11 protein-coding genes are annotated in these 18269 nt (G+C 45.2%); all 11 read left to right on the forward strand.

Translation table 11 applies throughout. The features are described 5' to 3' along the window. The first annotated feature begins 32 nt into the window (after window positions 1-32). The 11 genes from AC1RNB_RS01130 (at window position 33) to AC1RNB_RS01180 (ending at window position 18246) form a co-directional block, all read left to right on the forward strand. Window positions 33-1574: a sulfatase family protein gene (locus AC1RNB_RS01130; RefSeq protein WP_493079972.1), complete on the forward strand. Its 1542-nt coding sequence runs from the start codon at window positions 33-35 to the stop codon at window positions 1572-1574. Window positions 1575-1580: 6 nt separating this feature from the next. Next, the gene (locus tag AC1RNB_RS01135; protein ID WP_493079973.1) at window positions 1581-2999 is read left to right on the forward strand and encodes a sulfatase; all 1419 of its coding nucleotides are present in this window, start codon (window positions 1581-1583) and stop codon (window positions 2997-2999) included. Window positions 3000-3003: 4 nt separating this feature from the next. After that, window positions 3004-4539 carry a sulfatase-like hydrolase/transferase gene (locus AC1RNB_RS01140; protein WP_493079974.1) on the forward strand — a complete coding sequence of 512 codons (1536 nt, stop codon included), beginning with the start codon at window positions 3004-3006 and terminating at the stop codon, window positions 4537-4539. After that, window positions 4539-6110 (forward strand): sulfatase family protein, encoded by a 1572-nt coding sequence (locus AC1RNB_RS01145; protein WP_493079975.1) that lies wholly within the window; start codon window positions 4539-4541, stop codon window positions 6108-6110. Before AC1RNB_RS01140 ends, AC1RNB_RS01145 begins: the two co-directional genes overlap by 1 nt. Before the next feature lie 136 nt (window positions 6111-6246). Next, window positions 6247-7290 carry a glycoside hydrolase family 88/105 protein gene (locus AC1RNB_RS01150; protein WP_493079976.1) on the forward strand — a complete coding sequence of 348 codons (1044 nt, stop codon included), beginning with the start codon at window positions 6247-6249 and terminating at the stop codon, window positions 7288-7290. Between the two features lie 22 nt (window positions 7291-7312). After that, window positions 7313-8500: an alginate lyase family protein gene (locus AC1RNB_RS01155; protein WP_493079978.1), complete on the forward strand. Its 1188-nt coding sequence runs from the start codon at window positions 7313-7315 to the stop codon at window positions 8498-8500. Then, window positions 8497-10125 carry an arylsulfatase gene (locus AC1RNB_RS01160; RefSeq protein ID WP_493079980.1) on the forward strand — a complete coding sequence of 543 codons (1629 nt, stop codon included), beginning with the start codon at window positions 8497-8499 and terminating at the stop codon, window positions 10123-10125. The genes AC1RNB_RS01155 and AC1RNB_RS01160 overlap by 4 nt, the downstream gene beginning before the upstream one ends. 9 nt (window positions 10126-10134) lie before the next feature. Then, entirely contained in the window at window positions 10135-12309 is a 2175-nt protein-coding gene (locus AC1RNB_RS01165; protein ID WP_493079982.1) for a hypothetical protein, read from the forward strand. A 71-nt stretch (window positions 12310-12380) separates the two neighbouring features. Next, window positions 12381-15089: a glycoside hydrolase family 2 protein gene (locus AC1RNB_RS01170; RefSeq protein WP_493079984.1), complete on the forward strand. Its 2709-nt coding sequence runs from the start codon at window positions 12381-12383 to the stop codon at window positions 15087-15089. A gap of 10 nt (window positions 15090-15099) precedes the next feature. Next, the gene (locus AC1RNB_RS01175; protein ID WP_493079986.1) at window positions 15100-16689 is read left to right on the forward strand and encodes a glycoside hydrolase family 28 protein; all 1590 of its coding nucleotides are present in this window, start codon (window positions 15100-15102) and stop codon (window positions 16687-16689) included. A 54-nt stretch (window positions 16690-16743) separates the two neighbouring features. Beyond that, window positions 16744-18246 carry an alpha/beta hydrolase-fold protein gene (locus AC1RNB_RS01180; protein ID WP_493079987.1) on the forward strand — a complete coding sequence of 501 codons (1503 nt, stop codon included), beginning with the start codon at window positions 16744-16746 and terminating at the stop codon, window positions 18244-18246. The last annotated feature ends 23 nt before the right edge of the window (window positions 18247-18269 follow it).

Consider the following 18269-nt stretch of genomic DNA (forward strand, 5'->3'; position numbering starts at 1 on the left):
AACATATAATTAGATGTCTACCACTGCTGGCTATGCTGGCCGGTTGCCTGACAGGCCGGGCACAGCAGACCCATCCTGTTCCGCATATTAATATTCTGTTTGCTATTTCAGACGACCAGTCTTATCCGCATTCATCTGCTTATGGTCAGCAAGTATTTCATACTCCGGTGTTTGATAGTGTTGCTGCCAACGGCCTTTTGTTTACCAATGCTTTTGTAGCGGCTCCGCAATGTAGTCCTTCAAGAGCGGCCATTTTAACCGGCAGGCATATCTGGCAACTGGAAGAGGCAGGAACGCATGCCAGTATTTTCCCTGATAAGTTTCCTGTGTTTACGGATGCACTGGAGAAAGCCGGTTACCTGATTGGTTATACAGGTAAGCCATGGGATCCGGGCAATTATCTCGCAGGCGGCTGGAAAAGAAATCCGGTGGGTCCCGAATACAATTCAAAAAAATTAACAAAGCCCCCCACAACGGGCATCAGTAAAACGGATTATGTTGCCAATTTTAAGGATTTCCTGTCGGCAAAATCAGCTGACCAGCCTTTCTTTTTCTGGTTTGGCGCACAGGAGCCGCATCGCAATTACGAAGAAGGATCCGGCGCTGCTGCTGGTTTACATCCCGACTCAGTACATGTACCCGCTTTTCTGCCCGATCAACTTCTGGTAAGAAATGATATGCTGGATTATGCACTGGAGATACAATGGTTTGATACGCAGTTAGGAAAAATGCTGCAACTGCTGAAGGAAAGGGGCGAGCTGGCCAATACGGTGGTTGTGATCACTTCCGATAATGGGATGGCTTTTCCATATGCAAAAGCCAACCTGCAGGAGTATGGTATACATGTGCCGCTTGCTGTATGCGGTCCTGTGGTAACCGGTAAACAAAGAAAAATCGACGATCTCGTCAGCCTGACAGATCTGGCGCCCACTTTCCTGGATATTGCACAACTGGATCACTTTGCCGGCATCACCGGCAAAACACTAATGCCTATTTTTTCAGATGCCCGATCCGGAATCACAGACCCTTCGCGCAGTTTCATATTGGCCGGAAGGGAACGGCATTCGCATGCGCGGCCGGATAATCTGGGTTACCCGGCACGTGCCATCAGAACACAACAATACCTGTTTATTAAAAATGATAAACCCGATCGCTGGCCATTGGGAGATCCGCCACCTGCGGAACAAAGATCTGTTACCGGCAAAACAGATATGAAGCCGATCCTGGAAGGATATGAAGACATTGATGATTCACCAACCAAATCTTTTGTCATCAAAAACAAATCACTCTTTCCCGAATTGTTTCAGCTGGGTTTCGCCAAAAGGGGAAGTGAAGAATTATATGATATCAGCAAAGATCCTGATTGCCTGCATGATCTTTCGGGTAATCCTGGTATGAAAAAAATCCGCAACTCACTCAGAAAACAGCTGGAGCAACAATTGACCCTGCAAGGTGATCCGCGGATGACAGGTAAGGGAGATGTGTTTGATGCGTATCCAAGGTTTGGCCTCATGCGCCCTTTTGATGGATTTAAAGAACGGGGTAAGTATAATCCGGCTTACCTTAAAAAATAAAAATCTATGCAGTATAACAGTACCATATCTTTTATGCAAATCATTCGGAAATTACTTTGCCTGATGCTGTTAGGCATTGTATCAATCTCCGTTTTACAGGCACAGAAACAACAACGCCCGAATATTATTCTGATCCTGACGGATGATCTTGGCTGGTCCTGTTTCTCTTTCCGTATGGATGACAGGCTGCCCGATTCGAAAAGTGATTATTATGAAACACCCAATATCGATCGTCTGGCTGCACAATCTTTACGGTTTACAAGAGGGTATGCCCCCGACCCCATCTGCACCCCCAGCAGGAGAAGTATTCAGTTCGGACAAACATCCATTCGGCAGGGCGATGACTCATTTGTTGCTGCGTATGCACCTCCAGAAAGCCGTCACAAGGCAATACCCCAGGTATTAAAAGGTATTGATAGCCGTTACAAAGCCGCTCATTTTGGCAAATGGGATTTTCGGGCAAAAATTACCCCTGAACAATTGGGGTATGATGAAAGCGATGGAGATACAGGCAATAAAAATGGTGACATTTCATCCGACAGGGAAGAGAAATGGTCACAGTTTTTTATTACAGATAATCCCAAACAGATAGACAGTATTACTTATCGTTCCATCCGTTTTATGCAAGAGCAGGTGAAAACAAAGGCACCGTTTTATCTGCAGGTTTCACATTATGCCACACATGTCAATTTTGAAACCAGAAAAGAAAGCTATGAACGGTTCAGTCGTAAGCCGGTCGGAAATAAACACAATAATCCAGCCTGGGCAGGTATGATCAATGACCTCGATGCAGCTATCGGGGAATTATTGAAATCGGTAGACGCCCTGGGTATCGCCAATAATACCTATATCTTTTTGATGGCTGATAATGGCGCAGTGGAATTTATACCACCTGTGCGTAATCGCCTGGATCCTCCTTCCTCTTTTACCGCACAGATGCGTAACTACCCGTTGCGTGGCGGTAAATGGACCCTGTATGAAGGAGGGATCCGTGTACCTTTTATAGTAAGAGGGCCGGGCATTAGTGGTGGTGCACAAACGGATATTCCGGTGGCGGGCTGGGATTTACTGCCTACGATAGCCGAACTGGCTGGACAAACGGTTCAACAGGCACCTGCTGATAGGGATGGCGTAAGCCTGGCAACTTTATTGCGTAACGGAGGCAAAGGAAGCCTGCACCGCACAACGGATGATTTTTATTTTCATCGCTATAACAACGGTTATCCGCATTCAGCTATCATCTCCGGTGACTATAAGCTGATCAAATTCTGGAAGACCCAAAAGATCGAACTCTATAACCTGCACAATGATATAGGTGAGCTTACTGATATCGCTTCCCGTGAACCCGGAAAAGTAAAAGAACTGGAAGCAAAACTACTACGGTATATCAACCAGGTAAACCCAACACTAGCTAAAACATACTGATGCCATGTCTGTAAAATATAACCTATTGCTGTTCCTGGTTTTGTTGTTGCAAATAAACATATCTGCACAAAAAAAGGTGCCCCCGCCCGTGATTGTTATCATGGCAGACCAGTTACGGGCCGATGTGTTAGGCCCTTTCACGCCTAATATCAACGCCCTTCAGAAAGATGGCATTGTATTTTCAAGGGCTTACTGTGCTGCACCTCTTTGTGCGCCTTCGCGGGCATCATTTTTTACAGGCAATTATCCCAACCGAACCGGATCAATGATTAATCCATGGGAAAAGGAAGACGAAGTGTTTGGTAATACCCGGGCCGGATTACCCAATCTGTACCAGTTGATGGAGGGAACCTGGGACAGTTACCATGTTGGTAAACAACATTTTTTTACCGAAGAGAAAATAGATAAGAATCCAGCTTCCGGAACCAAATGGATTACACAGGAGGATTACAGCAACTGGATAAAAGAGCAAAAGAAAACAAAACCCGGTGGAAAACAGTATAAAGACAATGCGCCGGAATTGGTGTCGGGCACACATACGCAGCTGCGTTCTTATTCAACTCCGGCAGTGGGTGTGTATAAGGACGGGCCGGATTTTTTCCTCGACAGGTATATCGCCAATGAAAGTATCAAAGCCATCCGGAACCGGGATAAAAAGAAACCGCTGTTACTGAATACCATGTTTCTGGCACCACATCCGCCTTTCAGCATCCCGGAACCTTATTATTCTATGTATGGGCCAAAGGATTTTACGTTACCGGATAATATAGGCCAATGGTATCCCGGTCAATCGCCTCTGCAGATGTATAATCTTACAGGTTTTATCGGTTCAAGATACAACAGGGAGCAATGGAGAGAAGTATGGGCCAAATACCTGGGTCTGGTAAAATTACTGGATGATGAAGTGGGACGTGTGATAGCTGCTTTAAAAGAAGAAGGACTATATGATCAGGCCATCATTCTTTTTACCGCCGATCATGGTGAAATGCTGGGTAGCCATTCTTTGTGGCAGAAAATGTGCATGTATGAAGAATCGGCAAGGGTCCCGTTTATTCTGAAAATGCCAGCCGGTGAATCCGTGTCTGTAAAAGAGTCGGGAGCACTTATCAGCCTGGTAGATTTTCTGCCTACCCTGCTTGATTATACCGGTATCAAAACTACTGCTACCATGGATGGAACATCTCTCATACCTGTCATCAAGGGCAAACCACAGCAGCGGCAATCTATTTTCCTGCAATATGATGGTAATGGATCACTGGGTAGTTCGCAGCGTTGTGTGATCAAAGGAAATTATAAACTGGTGGTAGACATGTTCAAAGATGAAGCTTATCTTGAATTATACGATGTGCTGGAAGATACCAAAGAGAGTGTAAACCTTTTATTCAATCCGTCGTTTGCCGCTATTGCAGACGATATGATCCGTGAATTATCCACTTACATGAAACAGACAGGCGACAGGCTCACCCTGCCGGATGATCTGCGTACGCGGTTCCTGAAAAATTATAAAAACGGTATTCAAAAATCAGATAAAGTACAATAATGAATAAAAAATCCTACACTTTCGTAAAATACCGGCTCTTCCTTGCTGTTATGCTGGGATATGGCTTGCTGAGCAATAATGCAGGACTGTTTGCGCAGAAAACGCAGCTCCCCAATATTGTTTACATCCTGGCCGATGATCTTGGGTATGGAGATGTATCTGTTAATAATCCGGATGGAAAAATCAAAACGCCCAATATAGACAGACTGGCTAAGCAGGGTATGCGTTTTACTGATGCGCATACCACTTCTTCTGTTTGTACGCCATCGCGTTATTCCATACTTACGGGCAGGTATCCCTGGCGAAGCCGTTTGCCGGTGGGTGTGCTGCGTGGATACAGCCGTACGTTGATTGAAGATGGGTTGCCAACAGTAGCCAATCTTCTGCAGACAAAATCTTACAGAACAGGTGTAGTGGGTAAGTGGCATCTGGGTTTGGATTGGGTACCGAAAGAAGCATACAAAGATTCGTTGAAGCCGGAGAACAACCGCAATAACCTGTATGGAATCCTCAACGAAATGAAACCTGAACAGATCGATTTTACCAAAGCGCCTGACCGTGGCCCCATCACACAGGGGTTTGATTATTCTTTTATTCTGCCGGCTTCATTGGATATGCCACCTTACTGTTATCTCGAAAATGACCGTTTAACGGAATCCCTGAACGGATATACCAAAGGGAATAAACTGGAATCGGGTTATACCGGTCCGTTCTGGAGAGAAGGGTTAATGTCGCCCTCTTTTGATTTTTTCGATGTACTGCCTTTTTTTACCCGTAAAGCAAATGATTTTATCCGTAAGCAGGCAGGTGCGTCAAATCCTTTTTTCCTGTATTTCCCTATGCCTGCACCACATACACCCTGGGTTCCAACGAAGGAATATACCGGTACTTCACAGGCCGGTGAGTATGGCGATTATGTACAGGAAGTAGACGCCACCGTGGGTAAAGTACTGCAGGTGCTGGATAGTATGGGACTTTCTAAAAATACGATGGTGGTTTTTACCAGTGATAATGGACCCTACTGGCGCGAAAATTTTGTACAGCAGTTTGGACACAAAGCTGCCGGCGAGTTCAGGGGAATGAAAGGGGATGTATTTGAAGGTGGTCATCGGGTGCCGCTGATTGTTCGGTATCCCGGTAAGGTAAAAGCCGGAACCCAATCAGCTGTTTCTACAACACTGGCCAATTTTATGGCCACCTGTGCCGATCTCATCGGCAATCATGCTGAGCGTTTTGAAACAGAAGACAGCTATTCTATTTTTCCGATACTGACGGGTAAAACTGAGGTGGTCAAAGAACAACCCGCTATTGTCAATATTTCTTCCAAGGGAACACTGAATATCCGAAAAGGTTCCTGGAAGCTGATTACCAAACTTGGATCCGGCGGGTTTACTGTTCCGGTTAATATCACCCCCCAGCCGGGGCAACCTGTGGGTCAGCTGTATAACCTTGAAACAGATATTCATGAAGACCATAACCTGTATAATGAGCATCCTGAAAAAGTGAATGAACTGATGGAAGAATTAAAAAAGATACAGAAAGCACCCAGGGGTAGAAGGGTTACCCAATAAAACGTTTGTATGAAGGATTGTCAGTAGTTACGTTACTGACATGACCATTGATAAAATCAATTATATGCATCTACCTTATTGTAAGCGAAGGATTATGTTGTTGCTGGTTATTTGTTTTGGCATGTATTCCGGAACAATGGCACAGACATCAGCCGTTTTTCAGCCTGATCAGATCAGGGCAACTATGTTGAAAGTTGCAGACTGGCAAATGAATCATTCCAACCGGAAACCCCTGAACGACTGGACCAATGGCGCTTTTTACACAGGCGTATTTGCTGCGTTTGAAGCCACCGGGTCTAACACACTGCTGGATTCTATGATGGCAATGGGAGAGCGGAAACAATGGCAACCTGGCCGCCGGTTTGATCATGCTGATGATTATGCTATCTGCCAGACCTATATAGACCTGTACAGGTTAACGAAAGACCAAAAAATGATACAACCCACACTCGATTCTTTGCAGAAAATGAAAGAAGTGGAGGGTAATGAGGTAAGAAAGCACGGTATTACCTGGTGGTGGTGTGATGCTTTGTTTATGGCACCGCCCGCTATGGCCAAACTTGCCAAAACCCTGCACGAACCCTCTTATCTTGTATGGAGCGATACACTTTTCCGGCAGACCTATGCATTGCTTTACAATTCAGAGGCTCATCTTTTTGCAAGAGATGCCTCTTACCTGATAGATGCAAATGGGGTGGGCAAAAAAGAAGCCAATGGCGAAAAAATATTCTGGTCGAGGGGTAATGGATGGGTACTGGCCGGATTGGCGAGATACCTGCAGGAAATGCCCGGAAAATATGCCGGCCGGAAATTTTATATACAGTTATACAAAGAAATGGCAGAAAAAATCATCACCCTGCAGCAACCCGATGGCTTATGGAGAACCAGCTTACTGGATCCGGGATCTTACGTAGGGGGAGAAGGAAGCGGAACCGGTTTCTATTGTTATGCGCTGGCCTGGGGGATACAGCAGAAACTGCTCGATAAAAAAACATATATGCCCGTGGTAAAAAAAGCATGGGAGGCACTGAGTACGTTGGTTACAGAAGAAGGTAAAGTAGGTTGGGTACAGCCCATTGGGGCAGACCCAAGGAGAAATTTTAATGCAGAAAGCTGGGAGTCATACGGGGCAGGGGCTTTTTTACTGGCAGGTTCGGCCATGCTGCAGATTCTTAAATAAAAATATTACCAGAAAACGTATCATGAAAAAATACGCCATTACCTGTTTGCTTTTTGTAACTGTGCTGTTGTGTGCTTTCACCCAAGCGGGCAATAATCGCAGAACAGCTTCCTACAGAGAGGCTGTTGTACAGGTATTGCGAAACCAGGTAATGAAAGAAGCAGCATGGGCCATGCAGCAGGTACCACAAACTATTACCGCATTTGCTGCACCCGGAACTGCCGGGGGAATTCACGATTTTTTTTCTGAAGCTGACTATTTCTGGCCCAATCCCACACATCCGGATAGCCCGTATATCAATCATGATGGTATGTCTAATCCCGGCAATTTTGTGGCCCACCGTCATGTTATGATCCGCTTCAGCAATATTGTGGCGGCATTGGCTTCGGCCTATACACTTACACATGACAGAAAATACCTGAACCAGGCATTGCTTCACTGCCGGGCCTGGTTTGTTGATACGGCAACGCGTATGAATCCCCGACTGCTGTATGCACAGGCCATTAAAGGACGTGTAACCGGCAGAGGTATCGGGATCATTGATACCATCCATCTGATAGAAGTGGCGCAGGGACTGATAGCTATGCTGGGGCAAGACCAAAGCTCTCAGGCAGATATAGCGCCTATTCGCCAATGGTTTGCAGATTATGTAAACTGGTTGATGCAGCATCCTTACGGACAGGATGAAATGAAGCGGGAAAATAATCATGGCACTTGCTGGGTAATGCAGGTGGCGGCATTTGCAAGGTTCGCACAAATGCCTGCTGAGATTGCTTTTTGTAAGGATCGGTTTAAAAACACGCTGCTTCCGAAGCAAATTGGCACTGATGGTAGTTTTCCGCTGGAATTAAAACGGACCAAACCCTACGGCTATTCGCTCTTTAACCTGGATGCGATGGCAACAGTATGTCAGCTGCTCTCTACTCCCGAAGACAATCTCTGGAACTATGCCACACCCGATGGCCGGAGTTTCCGAAAAGCAATGGAGTATATGGTTCCTTTTATTGCTGAGAAAAATGATTGGCCTTATCGTAAAGATGTAATGCATTGGGATGAATGGCCTGTTGCCCAACCGGCTTTGGTATTGGGTGCTGTTGCTTACCATACACAAAGCTGGTTCGATATCTGGAAACGACTTGATCATCAGCCCAAGGGCGATGAAGTGATACGTAACCTTCCTCTCCGTCATCCTTTAATCTGGATACTATGAATACAATAAAAAAATGCACAGATGCGCCAAAGCAGGCATGGTACCAGCAGCATAAGTTACAGCTGTTGTTGTTGGTAACTACCTGCTCGTTTTTGTTATCTGCTAATGTACCTCGCTTAACGCCCTCCCGTCCTAATATCATCTATATCATGGCCGATGATATGGGTTATTCCGATATCGGTTGCTACGGAGGAGAAGTGAATACACCCAACCTCGATCAGCTGGCGGCCAATGGAATCAAGTTGCGGAGCTTTTACAACAACGCACGTTGTTGCCCTACCCGCGCCAGTCTGCTTACCGGCCGTTTCCCGCACCAGGTGGGAATGGGCTTAATGGTTACTACGCCCCCCGCATCATATGAGCCGGGTAATTACCAGGGGTTTCTTGATCCCCGTTATGCCACTGTAGCGGAGCTGCTGAAAAATGAAGGCTATCATACTTACATGTCGGGTAAATGGCATGTGGGAGAACGCCCGGAACACTGGCCCAGGAAAAGAGGGTTTGATCATTATTTCGGACTGATCTCGGGCGCCAGCAGCTATTATGAGATCCTGCCGCAGGAAAAAAACAAAAGACATGTGGTATTGGAAGATAAGGACTATGATATTCCGCAGGAAGGGTTTTATATGACGGACGCGTTTACGGATCATGCCATGGAATACCTGGAAACAGAGAAAAAAAGAAAAGATGCGGCCCCTTTCTTTTTATACCTCGCCTATACAGCTCCTCATTTTCCGATCCATTCTCCCGATGAGGCACTCATTGCAAGGTATGAAAAGATATATGCCAGAGGATGGGACACCATCAGAAAAGAACGGTATGCCAAAATGAAAAAACTGGGCTTGGTAGATGCAAGTTATCATCTGACCGAAAGACCTGCTGATATTCCTGCTTGGGAAAATGCTACCGACAAAAAAACATGGATCCGGAAGATGGCGGTATATGCTGCTATGATAGAACGGATGGATCAGAACATAGGCAGGCTGATTGCTACATTAAAAGCCAATGGACAATATGAGCATACCATGATTGTTTTTCTGTCGGATAACGGGGGCTGTGCTGAAAATACCAATAATAGAAATTTTAATGACAGTACCAAACTGGTGGGCCAACGCGGCTCTTACTATACCTATGATATGCCTTGGGCCAATGTATCCAATACCCCGTTCCGCAAATACAAACATTTTATGCATGAAGGGGGGATTATTACTCCTTGCATACTGCAATGGCCAGAAGCCATTCAACCGAAGAAAGGATATCTGTCTTCAACTGGGCATGTAACAGACCTGATGCCCACTGCACTTGAGTTGGCTGGGGCCGCTGCCCCGGAAGGGATAGCCGGGCAAAGTCTCAGCTATCTCTGGAAAAACAAACAGGCTCCTGAACGGACCATTTGCTGGGAACATGAGGGTAACAAAGCGATCCGTACCGGTAGTTGGAAATTGGTGAAAGATTGGGAAGATCCCGATTGGGAGCTGTATAACATTGCAGCCGATCCTTCTGAAACCCGCAACCTGGCTACAGAATATCCCGATAGGGTAAGCAGTATGAAAAAAGAATATGAAACCTGGGCGCAGAACATGCATGTAAAAACACCCAGAAGAAGTGCTACTAAATCCGAATAAACACCACTAATGAAAAAATTATTTCTCCCCATTGCTTTTCTGTTAACAGTGAGTACCGCTGTAACTTTTGCACAGACAAAAAAAACAACCCATGTACCTGAGTTTGCCAATGAAAACCATGAGCAGATCGGTTATTGGTTTATCTCTCCCAATCTGATCACCGATGAAAATCTGTATCTGAAACATATCGATAGTATTGCAGAAAAATGTAAATACACCCTGATCTTTTTAACCGCGAGGGAAGGAGCGAATTTCTACGACTACAAAAAAATGTATCCTGTTTTCAAGAACCTGGTAGCAGCGGCACATAAAAAGGGATTAAAAGTAGGACTGCAGCTCTGGGGCAACTACAATGATAAAACGATTGAGGGTTCACAACGAATGATCATTGAAACGGAACTGCCGCTGGATCAGGCAGGTAATGCAGCAGCTACCATCAAAGCCCAGTTCATTCGTTTCGAACACCGGTTGTTGAAATCGGATCTGTTTAAAGTATATGCATTCAGGAAAACCGGAGATGGTTTTTACGACCCCGCCACACTGAAAGATATTACCCAACACTGCGAAGTGGGTTTGCCTGATAAAGCAACGGTAGCTGTAAAGATCAAAGCCGGGGAGTCTATGAAAGGTCTAACAGCCTGCGTCATGACACAGCAATACTGCAGCCAGAGCAGTAACTGGGACAATGTAGAGATCGATGGTTTTATAGCAGCCATGAAAGCCTACGGCGATATCCCATTCGATGGTTTTTCGCTGGATGAATATGGAAACAAATTTATAGAGCGCATTTTTGACCTGAATACACCCACTCCTTACCGCGGCCGCTGGTATTCCAATGCCATGGCCAGGGAGTATACCAAAGAAACAGGTCGTTCGTTGGAGCAAACGCTTTTTGATGGCCGTTATGCGCCCACCGGTAAACCCGAAGTACGCATCAAAGCCATCAACGAATACATGGAGTTTATGCGCAAAGGCGGCGTAAGGGTAGAAACGGCGGTATACCATGCATCGCGTGAAATATACGGCAAACAGATTTTCAGCGGAATCCATAATACATATCACAACAGTTTGATCAATGATGAGATCTGGGCCAATGGTATTGGTTGGTGGAGCGCTCCCCGCGCCTACGGACAAACAGACGAAAAAACGTTTCTGCCCACACAGATGGGTATTGCCATGGCACATCCTAAAAACGCCATGTATAACCAGTATTATGATGCTGTACTGGAACCGGTACTGGTAAAATCATTCAATGATCTGCGCTATGGCGTGAGAACCCATTACCATGCTATGAATGATAAACGCCCTTTGCGTTTTGACCTGGAAGATCCGGATGCCATTGTGGGTATTAATGCCAATGAAAACTGTGCCCGGCTGCTGAACAAGTTCAATCCATCTTTACCCGATATCCGGCTGCTGGTGATTTTTGGAATGGAAGGTCTCTCTAACTGGTATCCTGATTATGCTAACAGGGGGGTGTATGATATCAACGACAAAATGAAGATCGAAGAAAGAGCCGTAGAGATCTGGAAATCGGGTTACCTGAATGCGCTCGTGCCATCAGACCTGATTGTAAACAACCAGCTTACCATTGGTGCAGATGGCAAACCTGTACTGAACGGACACAAGTTTGATGCGGTACTTTATATCAATCCCCAATATGCCAGAGAACCTGTACTGAAGTTTCTGGAACAATATGTAAGCAAAGGTGGAAAACTGATGGTGGAAGGTAATGCAGATCGTGATTTTACAGGTAACCTGATTACTAACCGTTTCAAAGCGATTTACGATAAAGCTACAGTGGTGGGGTATTCGGTAGAGAACCTGCCAAGATTGGGTTTACAGAAGAACCTGTTGCCCAATGGTTGCCGTAACGAAGATGGATCATACACGTTCAACGACCTGGTATCAATGCGTACCGGTAAGGCAGCCAGTTTTACAGTGAATTTTGAGGGAGATGAATATACAGGTGAATACCGCGGACTGGCCGTAATCAAGGCAGGTAAAAAAACAGGACTGCAGAAAATGGGGGTAACCGGTTTTACCAGTTTACGTCGTAACGGAGAAGAAATATTACGCTTTCAGGAGCCTACAGATGTTTTTGTGGAGCGGAAGGCGAAAGAAGTGAAGCTGATCATTGCCGACAAAACCGGGAAGAAAAAACCGGTGATCAATAAATTATAATGCTGCCCTCTGATAAGATAGTGTTACTGTTACTCAGGAAGCAGAAAAAGTTGTACAGACAAAGCCGTGAAATGATGAAGTTGAAAATCGGGTTATCTATTATCTGGATGGGATTGCTGTTCACGGCTGTCAATGCACAGGTGAATAATCTTGCATTGGATGCCAGCAGGATCTACCTCAACTCAAAAGAAGTGCATGGTGGTTCTTCTGACTGGGTAATGAAAAAAGCAGCAGAAGTAACGACTTCGCCGGAAGAGATCTCCCGCCCCGGTTTTGCCACCAGTGGCTGGATGCCCGCCATCGTTCCGGGAACGGTACTCAATTCACTGGTGTTTAACAAAGTGTATCCAGAGCCTTATTATGGTATCAACAATAAATTATCCAGTAAGCTGATTCCGGATATCGCACAGGTGGGCAGGGATTTTTATACGTACTGGTTCCGCACAGAACTACTCATTCCGGCTTCTTTCAAAGAAAAAAATATCTGGTTGCAGGTAGATGGCATTAACTACCGTGCAGAGATCTGGGTAAACGGCAACCAGGTAATGAACCTGTCGGGCATGTTCCGCCAGGACCAGGTGGATATTGCCGATTTTGCCAAAGCAGGAGAAAAAAATGCGATCGCCATCAAAGTATACCCGGTGGATATTCCCGGAACCAATAAAGCCAAACCCTGGCGTGCCAGGGGCGAGAACCGCAATGGCGGAGATGGTAATATCGGTTTAAATACAACCATGCTGATGTCGGTTGGCTGGGACTTTACTTTCAAAGACGGTATCCGCGACCGGAATACCGGGATCTGGAAAAATATCAGTTTGTACGCTACCAATAAAGTGGCCTTGCGACATCCCTTTGTACGTTCAGCGCTGGCCAAACCGCTTTACGACAAAGCAGATGAAACTGTTTCGGTAGAACTGTTTAATGTAGCCATGAAAATGGTTAGCTGTGTGGTAAAGGGCGAAATTGTGGGCGAAGGCATACAGTTTGAAAAAACAGTTACCCTTTTGCGGGGCGAGGATAAGATAGTCAGTTTTACAGCAAAAGATTTTCCGCAACTCAGCATCCAACATCCCCGTTTGTGGTGGCCCGTGTTTAAAGGCAAACCGGAATTATATGAATTAAAAATGGTGGCGTATGTAAATGGGGTAGCAGGTGATTCTGTTAAAACCAAATTCGGAATCAGGGAGATCACAGCAGACAGAAGAACACCCGACAGTTCCAAAACCTTTTATGTGAATGGCCGCAAGATTTTTATCCGGGGTACCAACTGGATTCCGGAAGCCATGTTACGTGGCTCAGATGAACGTACTTATGCGGAATTGCGTTATACCCGGCAATCCGGTGTTAACCTGTTGCGCTTATGGGGAGGGGGTATTGCTGAGTCAGATTATTTTTACCAGCGCTGCGATGAACTGGGTTTGCTGGTATGGCAGGAGTTCTGGCTTACAGGAGATACCAAACATCCGAACGATAAGGATCTGTATTTCAGTAATCTTAGTTCTACCATCAAAAGAATCCGTAATCATCCTTCCGTGGCTTTTTATGTAGCTTCCAACGAAAGCACAGAAGTATCGGGTATCCGTGATGTACTGAATAATCTGGATGGCACCCGACCTTACCAGATGCAGTCTGAAGTAGATGGTGTACATGACGGGAGCCCTTACCAGCAGGTAAACCCTATGCAGCATTACGAAAACACCGCATCGGCACGCGGCAGCAGGGTGGATGGATTTAATCCGGAATATGGCGCGCCTTCATTACCTACTGTAGAAGTACTCAGGGAGATGATGGATGAAAAAGATCTCTGGCCCATTAACAAAACCGTATGGGATTACCTGGATGGAGATGCTTTTCACGGAATGACAGGCAAGTTCAAAGATCTCGTTAATCAGTATGGCACATCTGTTTCTATTGATGAGTTCGCAAAAAAAGCCCAGTTGCTGAATGCTATCAATGCGAAGTCTGTTTGGGAAGTATGGAATGCGAATAAGTTTGGTTATGGCAACAGATACTGTTCTGGTTTGTTGTTCTGGTATCACAACTCACCTACCCGGCAGGTATGTGGCAGAATGTGGGACTGGTCGCTGGAGCCTACTTCCGCTTTGTATTATACGCAAAACGCACTGGAGCCACTGCATGCTCAATTTGATTACCTGAAGAATACAGTGTCTGTGTATAATGATTATTTCATCTCCTTTGTCAACTATCGTCTCAAAGCAGACGTATATGATCTGAACAGTAAAAAACTGTTTTCAAAATCGGTTGTATTGCCCTCCATACCGGAAGATGCGGTGTTGAATAACCTGTTGACCATTGAATTTGGTGAGCAGATAACGCCGGTACATTTTATCAGGTTATCTATTGAAGATGGAAAGGGAAATCCGGTAACGAACAGTTTTTACTGGCGTTCCACCGATCCGTATCGCGGTAAAGAAACCCTTTCCGGTCCTGCATCTGCCGGTTTTGAATCACTGGCCACCATGAAACAGGTGCAGTTGCAAACAAAGTTAACTGTGCATAAACAAGGGGAAGCTCATTACATAGCAATCGAGATCAAAAATCCCGGCAAGCAAATTGCATTTTTTACACAACTGCAGTTACTGGATCAGGCGCTAAAACCAGTTCGCCCCTCTTTTTACACAGATAATTTCTTTTCGCTCTTGCCAGGCGAAACCAAACAGGTTACCATAGAAACCTATGCCATCGGCAAAAGCCTTGATCAGGTAAAACTGGTGGTAAAGGGATGGAATATTCCAGCGATTACTTACGAACTCAAGTAAAATGAATACTATGAAAAAATTGTATGTTGTTGTTGCCTTGCTGATAACTACTATTGCAGCAAACGCACAGAAAGAAGTGATCATCAGCCAGTACGGTGCTGTGGCTGATGGAAGAACGGTGAATACCAAAATTATGCAGCAGTTGATCGATGATCTGTCTGCAAAAGGCGGTGGAAAACTGATCGTTCCCCCCGGTAATTATATGACAGGAACCCTGGAACTGAAATCCGGTGTGGAATTGCATGTGGAACTGGGAGCTGTGTTGCTGGGCTCTCATCTTACCACCGATTACAAAAAACTGGCTGGCCGGGCCGCTTTGATTATAGCAGAGGGACAAAAAAATATTTCCATTACTGGAGAGGGGATCATTGATTTTCAGGGCCAGGAACTCATGCTGGATGTGTTTAAAAGATTACGAAGTGGAGAAGTGAAGTCAGACTCTGCCTGGTTACTGAAAAGACCCGGTCCGGGCCGTGCATTGGGATTGTACCTGAAAGGTTGTAAAAATGTTACTGTAACGGGTATTACGCTGAAAAATGCTTCTGACTGGGTGCAGGATTACCGCGAATGTGATGGAGTGGTTATTGATAAGATCACTGTACAGAGTACTGCTTACTGGAACAATGATGGGCTGGATGTGACCGATTCTAAAAATGTACGTATCACTAACTGTTTTATCAATGCATCGGATGATGCACTTTGTTTTAAATCGGATAATCCAAAAAGTTCCTGCGAGAATGTGTATGTAGACAACTGTACGTTACGTTCCAGTGCCAACGGTTTAAAGTTTGGTACCGCTAACCATGGCGGTTTCCGGAATTTCAAGATCACCAATCTTACCATTTTTGATACATATCGTTCAGCTATTGCACTGGAATCGGTGGATGGAGGTTTTATGGATAATATCGATATCCGGAATGTACAGGCCAAAAATACCGGTAATGCCATTTTTATCCGTCGCGGCCGCAGAAATACCACAGGTGAAGTGGGTACGCTCAAAGACATCTATATCGCTAATGTAAAAGTGGAAACACCTTTACTGAAACCGGATCAGGGATATCCGATCGAAGGACCACCTGATCATTTACGTCCGGGTTTTGATAAAATGCCTGTACGTCCTTCTCATTTTCATATCTATGGGCATCCATATCTGCCTTATAACCTGGTGCCTTCTTCTATTGTGGGATTACCCGGGTACCCGGTACAGAATGTGACACTGGAAAATATTGAGATCAGTTATGGCGGGAGGGCAGATAAGTCTATTGCACATATTCCCTTAACAGAGATTACCCGCATCCCTGAAAATGCAGCCGCTTATCCTGAATTTTCCATGTTTGGTGAATTGCCTGCCTGGGGATTATACATGCGTCATGCAGAAGGGATACAACTAAAGAATGTAAAAGTAAGCTACCTCGAAGACGATTTCAGGCCAGCATTTGTTTTGGATGATGTAAAGCGGATCACATTCACTGATGTGCAGATCCCTACAGCGAAAGAAATGCCGGTAATACAATTGAATAATGCCAGTAATGTGAATTTTAAAAACCTCCGGATGCCGTTTTCGGAAGCGAAGGGCATACTGAAAACGAATTATAAATAAGGATTGATATAACAGCGACAGCTGACAAACACATTGATCTGAATGTATGTTAAGATGAAAAAATATGTAACCGTTTGCGTATTGTTTATTGCTGTTGCTGTTCAAAGTCAGCAACAGGTATCGCTGAAGATAACGGTATCGGTAGCGCCGGCGATGCGTGCTGCTTTTCAAAGGGGCGGGCGTTTGCTTTTTCATCTCACCAGTCAGCATGAACGTGAACCCCGAAACCGTTCCGAAGTAACCATTGGTGTTACACCGGAAAATTGGGATGGGGAAAATGATTTTGTGATCAATACCCATAAGAGAAATGTTCTGTTCACGGGAATGCAGAAGTTAAGCGACCATCTTTCCGAAAAATATTATTATCAGATAACATATAAGCAGAACATGGATGATGGTAATGAGAATGTGCCGGGTAATCTGTATAGCGAGGTAGATTCTTTTTCACTGACAAGTGCAGCATCTTTACATCTTAGGCTGAGTAAAATCGTCCCGCCCACTGTAATCGTTGACCATCCTTTTGTGAAAGTAGTTACTGTTGAAAGTAAATACCTCTCCGTTTTCTTTGGTAAACCACGACAACTGAAGGCTGCGATACTGCTTCCTTCCGGCTATTTCGATCATCCGGAAAGAGATTATCCAATCTGTTACCGGGCGGCAGGATTAAATGGAAGATATAGTGCCATTAATAACCTGATGGCACAGAAAAGTTTTACCGACTGGTGGTTTGCCAAAGAAGCTCCACAGGTGATGTATGTATTTCTGGATTCGCAGGGGCCTTATGGTGATACGTACCAGATGGATTCTGAAAACAACGGTCCTTGCGGAAAAGCACTGACAGAAGAACTGATCCCTGCCATAGAACAACAGATAAGATATAAACCGGAAACCCGGAAACGTTATCTATGCGGAGCTTCCACAGGCGGCTGGGTATCGCTGGGGTTACAGATTATGTATCCTGATTTCTTTGATGGTACATGGTCTTATAGTCCCGACCCCGTGGATTTTGAACACTATGGCCTCATCAATGTTTACCAGGATGAAACCATCTTCTATAACAAATTCGGATACCTGCAACCCGGAAGAAGAACCATTTATGGTGAACCTACTTTTTCGATGAAGGACTGGATAGCGGGCGAAAATGTGAACAGCAGAACCGGCGATTACCGGATATCCGGTGGGCAGTTCGGAGCCTATAATGCGGTTTTCGGGCCGAGGGGGGCAGATGGACTTCCTTCCCTTATGTTTGATCCGTTTACCGGAAAAATTGATCACCAGATTGCCCGGCAATGGGAAAAATATGACCTGAAAAAAATACTGGAAAAGAACTGGAATACATTAGGACCTAAACTACAGGGCAAGCTCTGGATCTGGACCGGTGATATGGATGGGCTCTATTCCAATGTAGCAACACGTTTTTTGAAAACGTTCCTGGATAAAACAACCCATCCTGTATCAGATGCCAAGATCTCCTTTACCGCCATGGCCGGCCACACGGCCGAATGGAACGATAAAACGGTATTGCAGATGGTAGCGGATAAGGCGGCGGGTAAATAATCGATTCATGCTAAAATGAAAAT

Source organism: Sediminibacterium sp. GW821-FHT12F12 (assembly GCF_058806635.1).

Excerpts from the sequence above, each read along its gene's own strand:
- AC1RNB_RS01130 (WP_493079972.1), top strand. The coding sequence starts at position 33 with ATGCTGGCCGGTTGCCTGACAGGCCGGGCACAGCAGACCCATCCTGTT.
- AC1RNB_RS01135 (WP_493079973.1), top strand. The coding sequence starts at position 1,581 with ATGCAGTATAACAGTACCATATCTTTTATGCAAATCATTCGGAAATTA.
- AC1RNB_RS01140 (WP_493079974.1), top strand. The coding sequence starts at position 3,004 with ATGTCTGTAAAATATAACCTATTGCTGTTCCTGGTTTTGTTGTTGCAA.
- AC1RNB_RS01145 (WP_493079975.1), top strand. The coding sequence starts at position 4,539 with ATGAATAAAAAATCCTACACTTTCGTAAAATACCGGCTCTTCCTTGCT.
- AC1RNB_RS01150 (WP_493079976.1), top strand. The coding sequence starts at position 6,247 with ATGGCACAGACATCAGCCGTTTTTCAGCCTGATCAGATCAGGGCAACT.
- AC1RNB_RS01155 (WP_493079978.1), top strand. The coding sequence starts at position 7,313 with ATGAAAAAATACGCCATTACCTGTTTGCTTTTTGTAACTGTGCTGTTG.
- AC1RNB_RS01160 (WP_493079980.1), top strand. The coding sequence starts at position 8,497 with ATGAATACAATAAAAAAATGCACAGATGCGCCAAAGCAGGCATGGTAC.
- AC1RNB_RS01165 (WP_493079982.1), top strand. The coding sequence starts at position 10,135 with ATGAAAAAATTATTTCTCCCCATTGCTTTTCTGTTAACAGTGAGTACC.
- AC1RNB_RS01170 (WP_493079984.1), top strand. The coding sequence starts at position 12,381 with ATGATGAAGTTGAAAATCGGGTTATCTATTATCTGGATGGGATTGCTG.
- AC1RNB_RS01175 (WP_493079986.1), top strand. The coding sequence starts at position 15,100 with ATGAAAAAATTGTATGTTGTTGTTGCCTTGCTGATAACTACTATTGCA.
- AC1RNB_RS01180 (WP_493079987.1), top strand. The coding sequence starts at position 16,744 with ATGAAAAAATATGTAACCGTTTGCGTATTGTTTATTGCTGTTGCTGTT.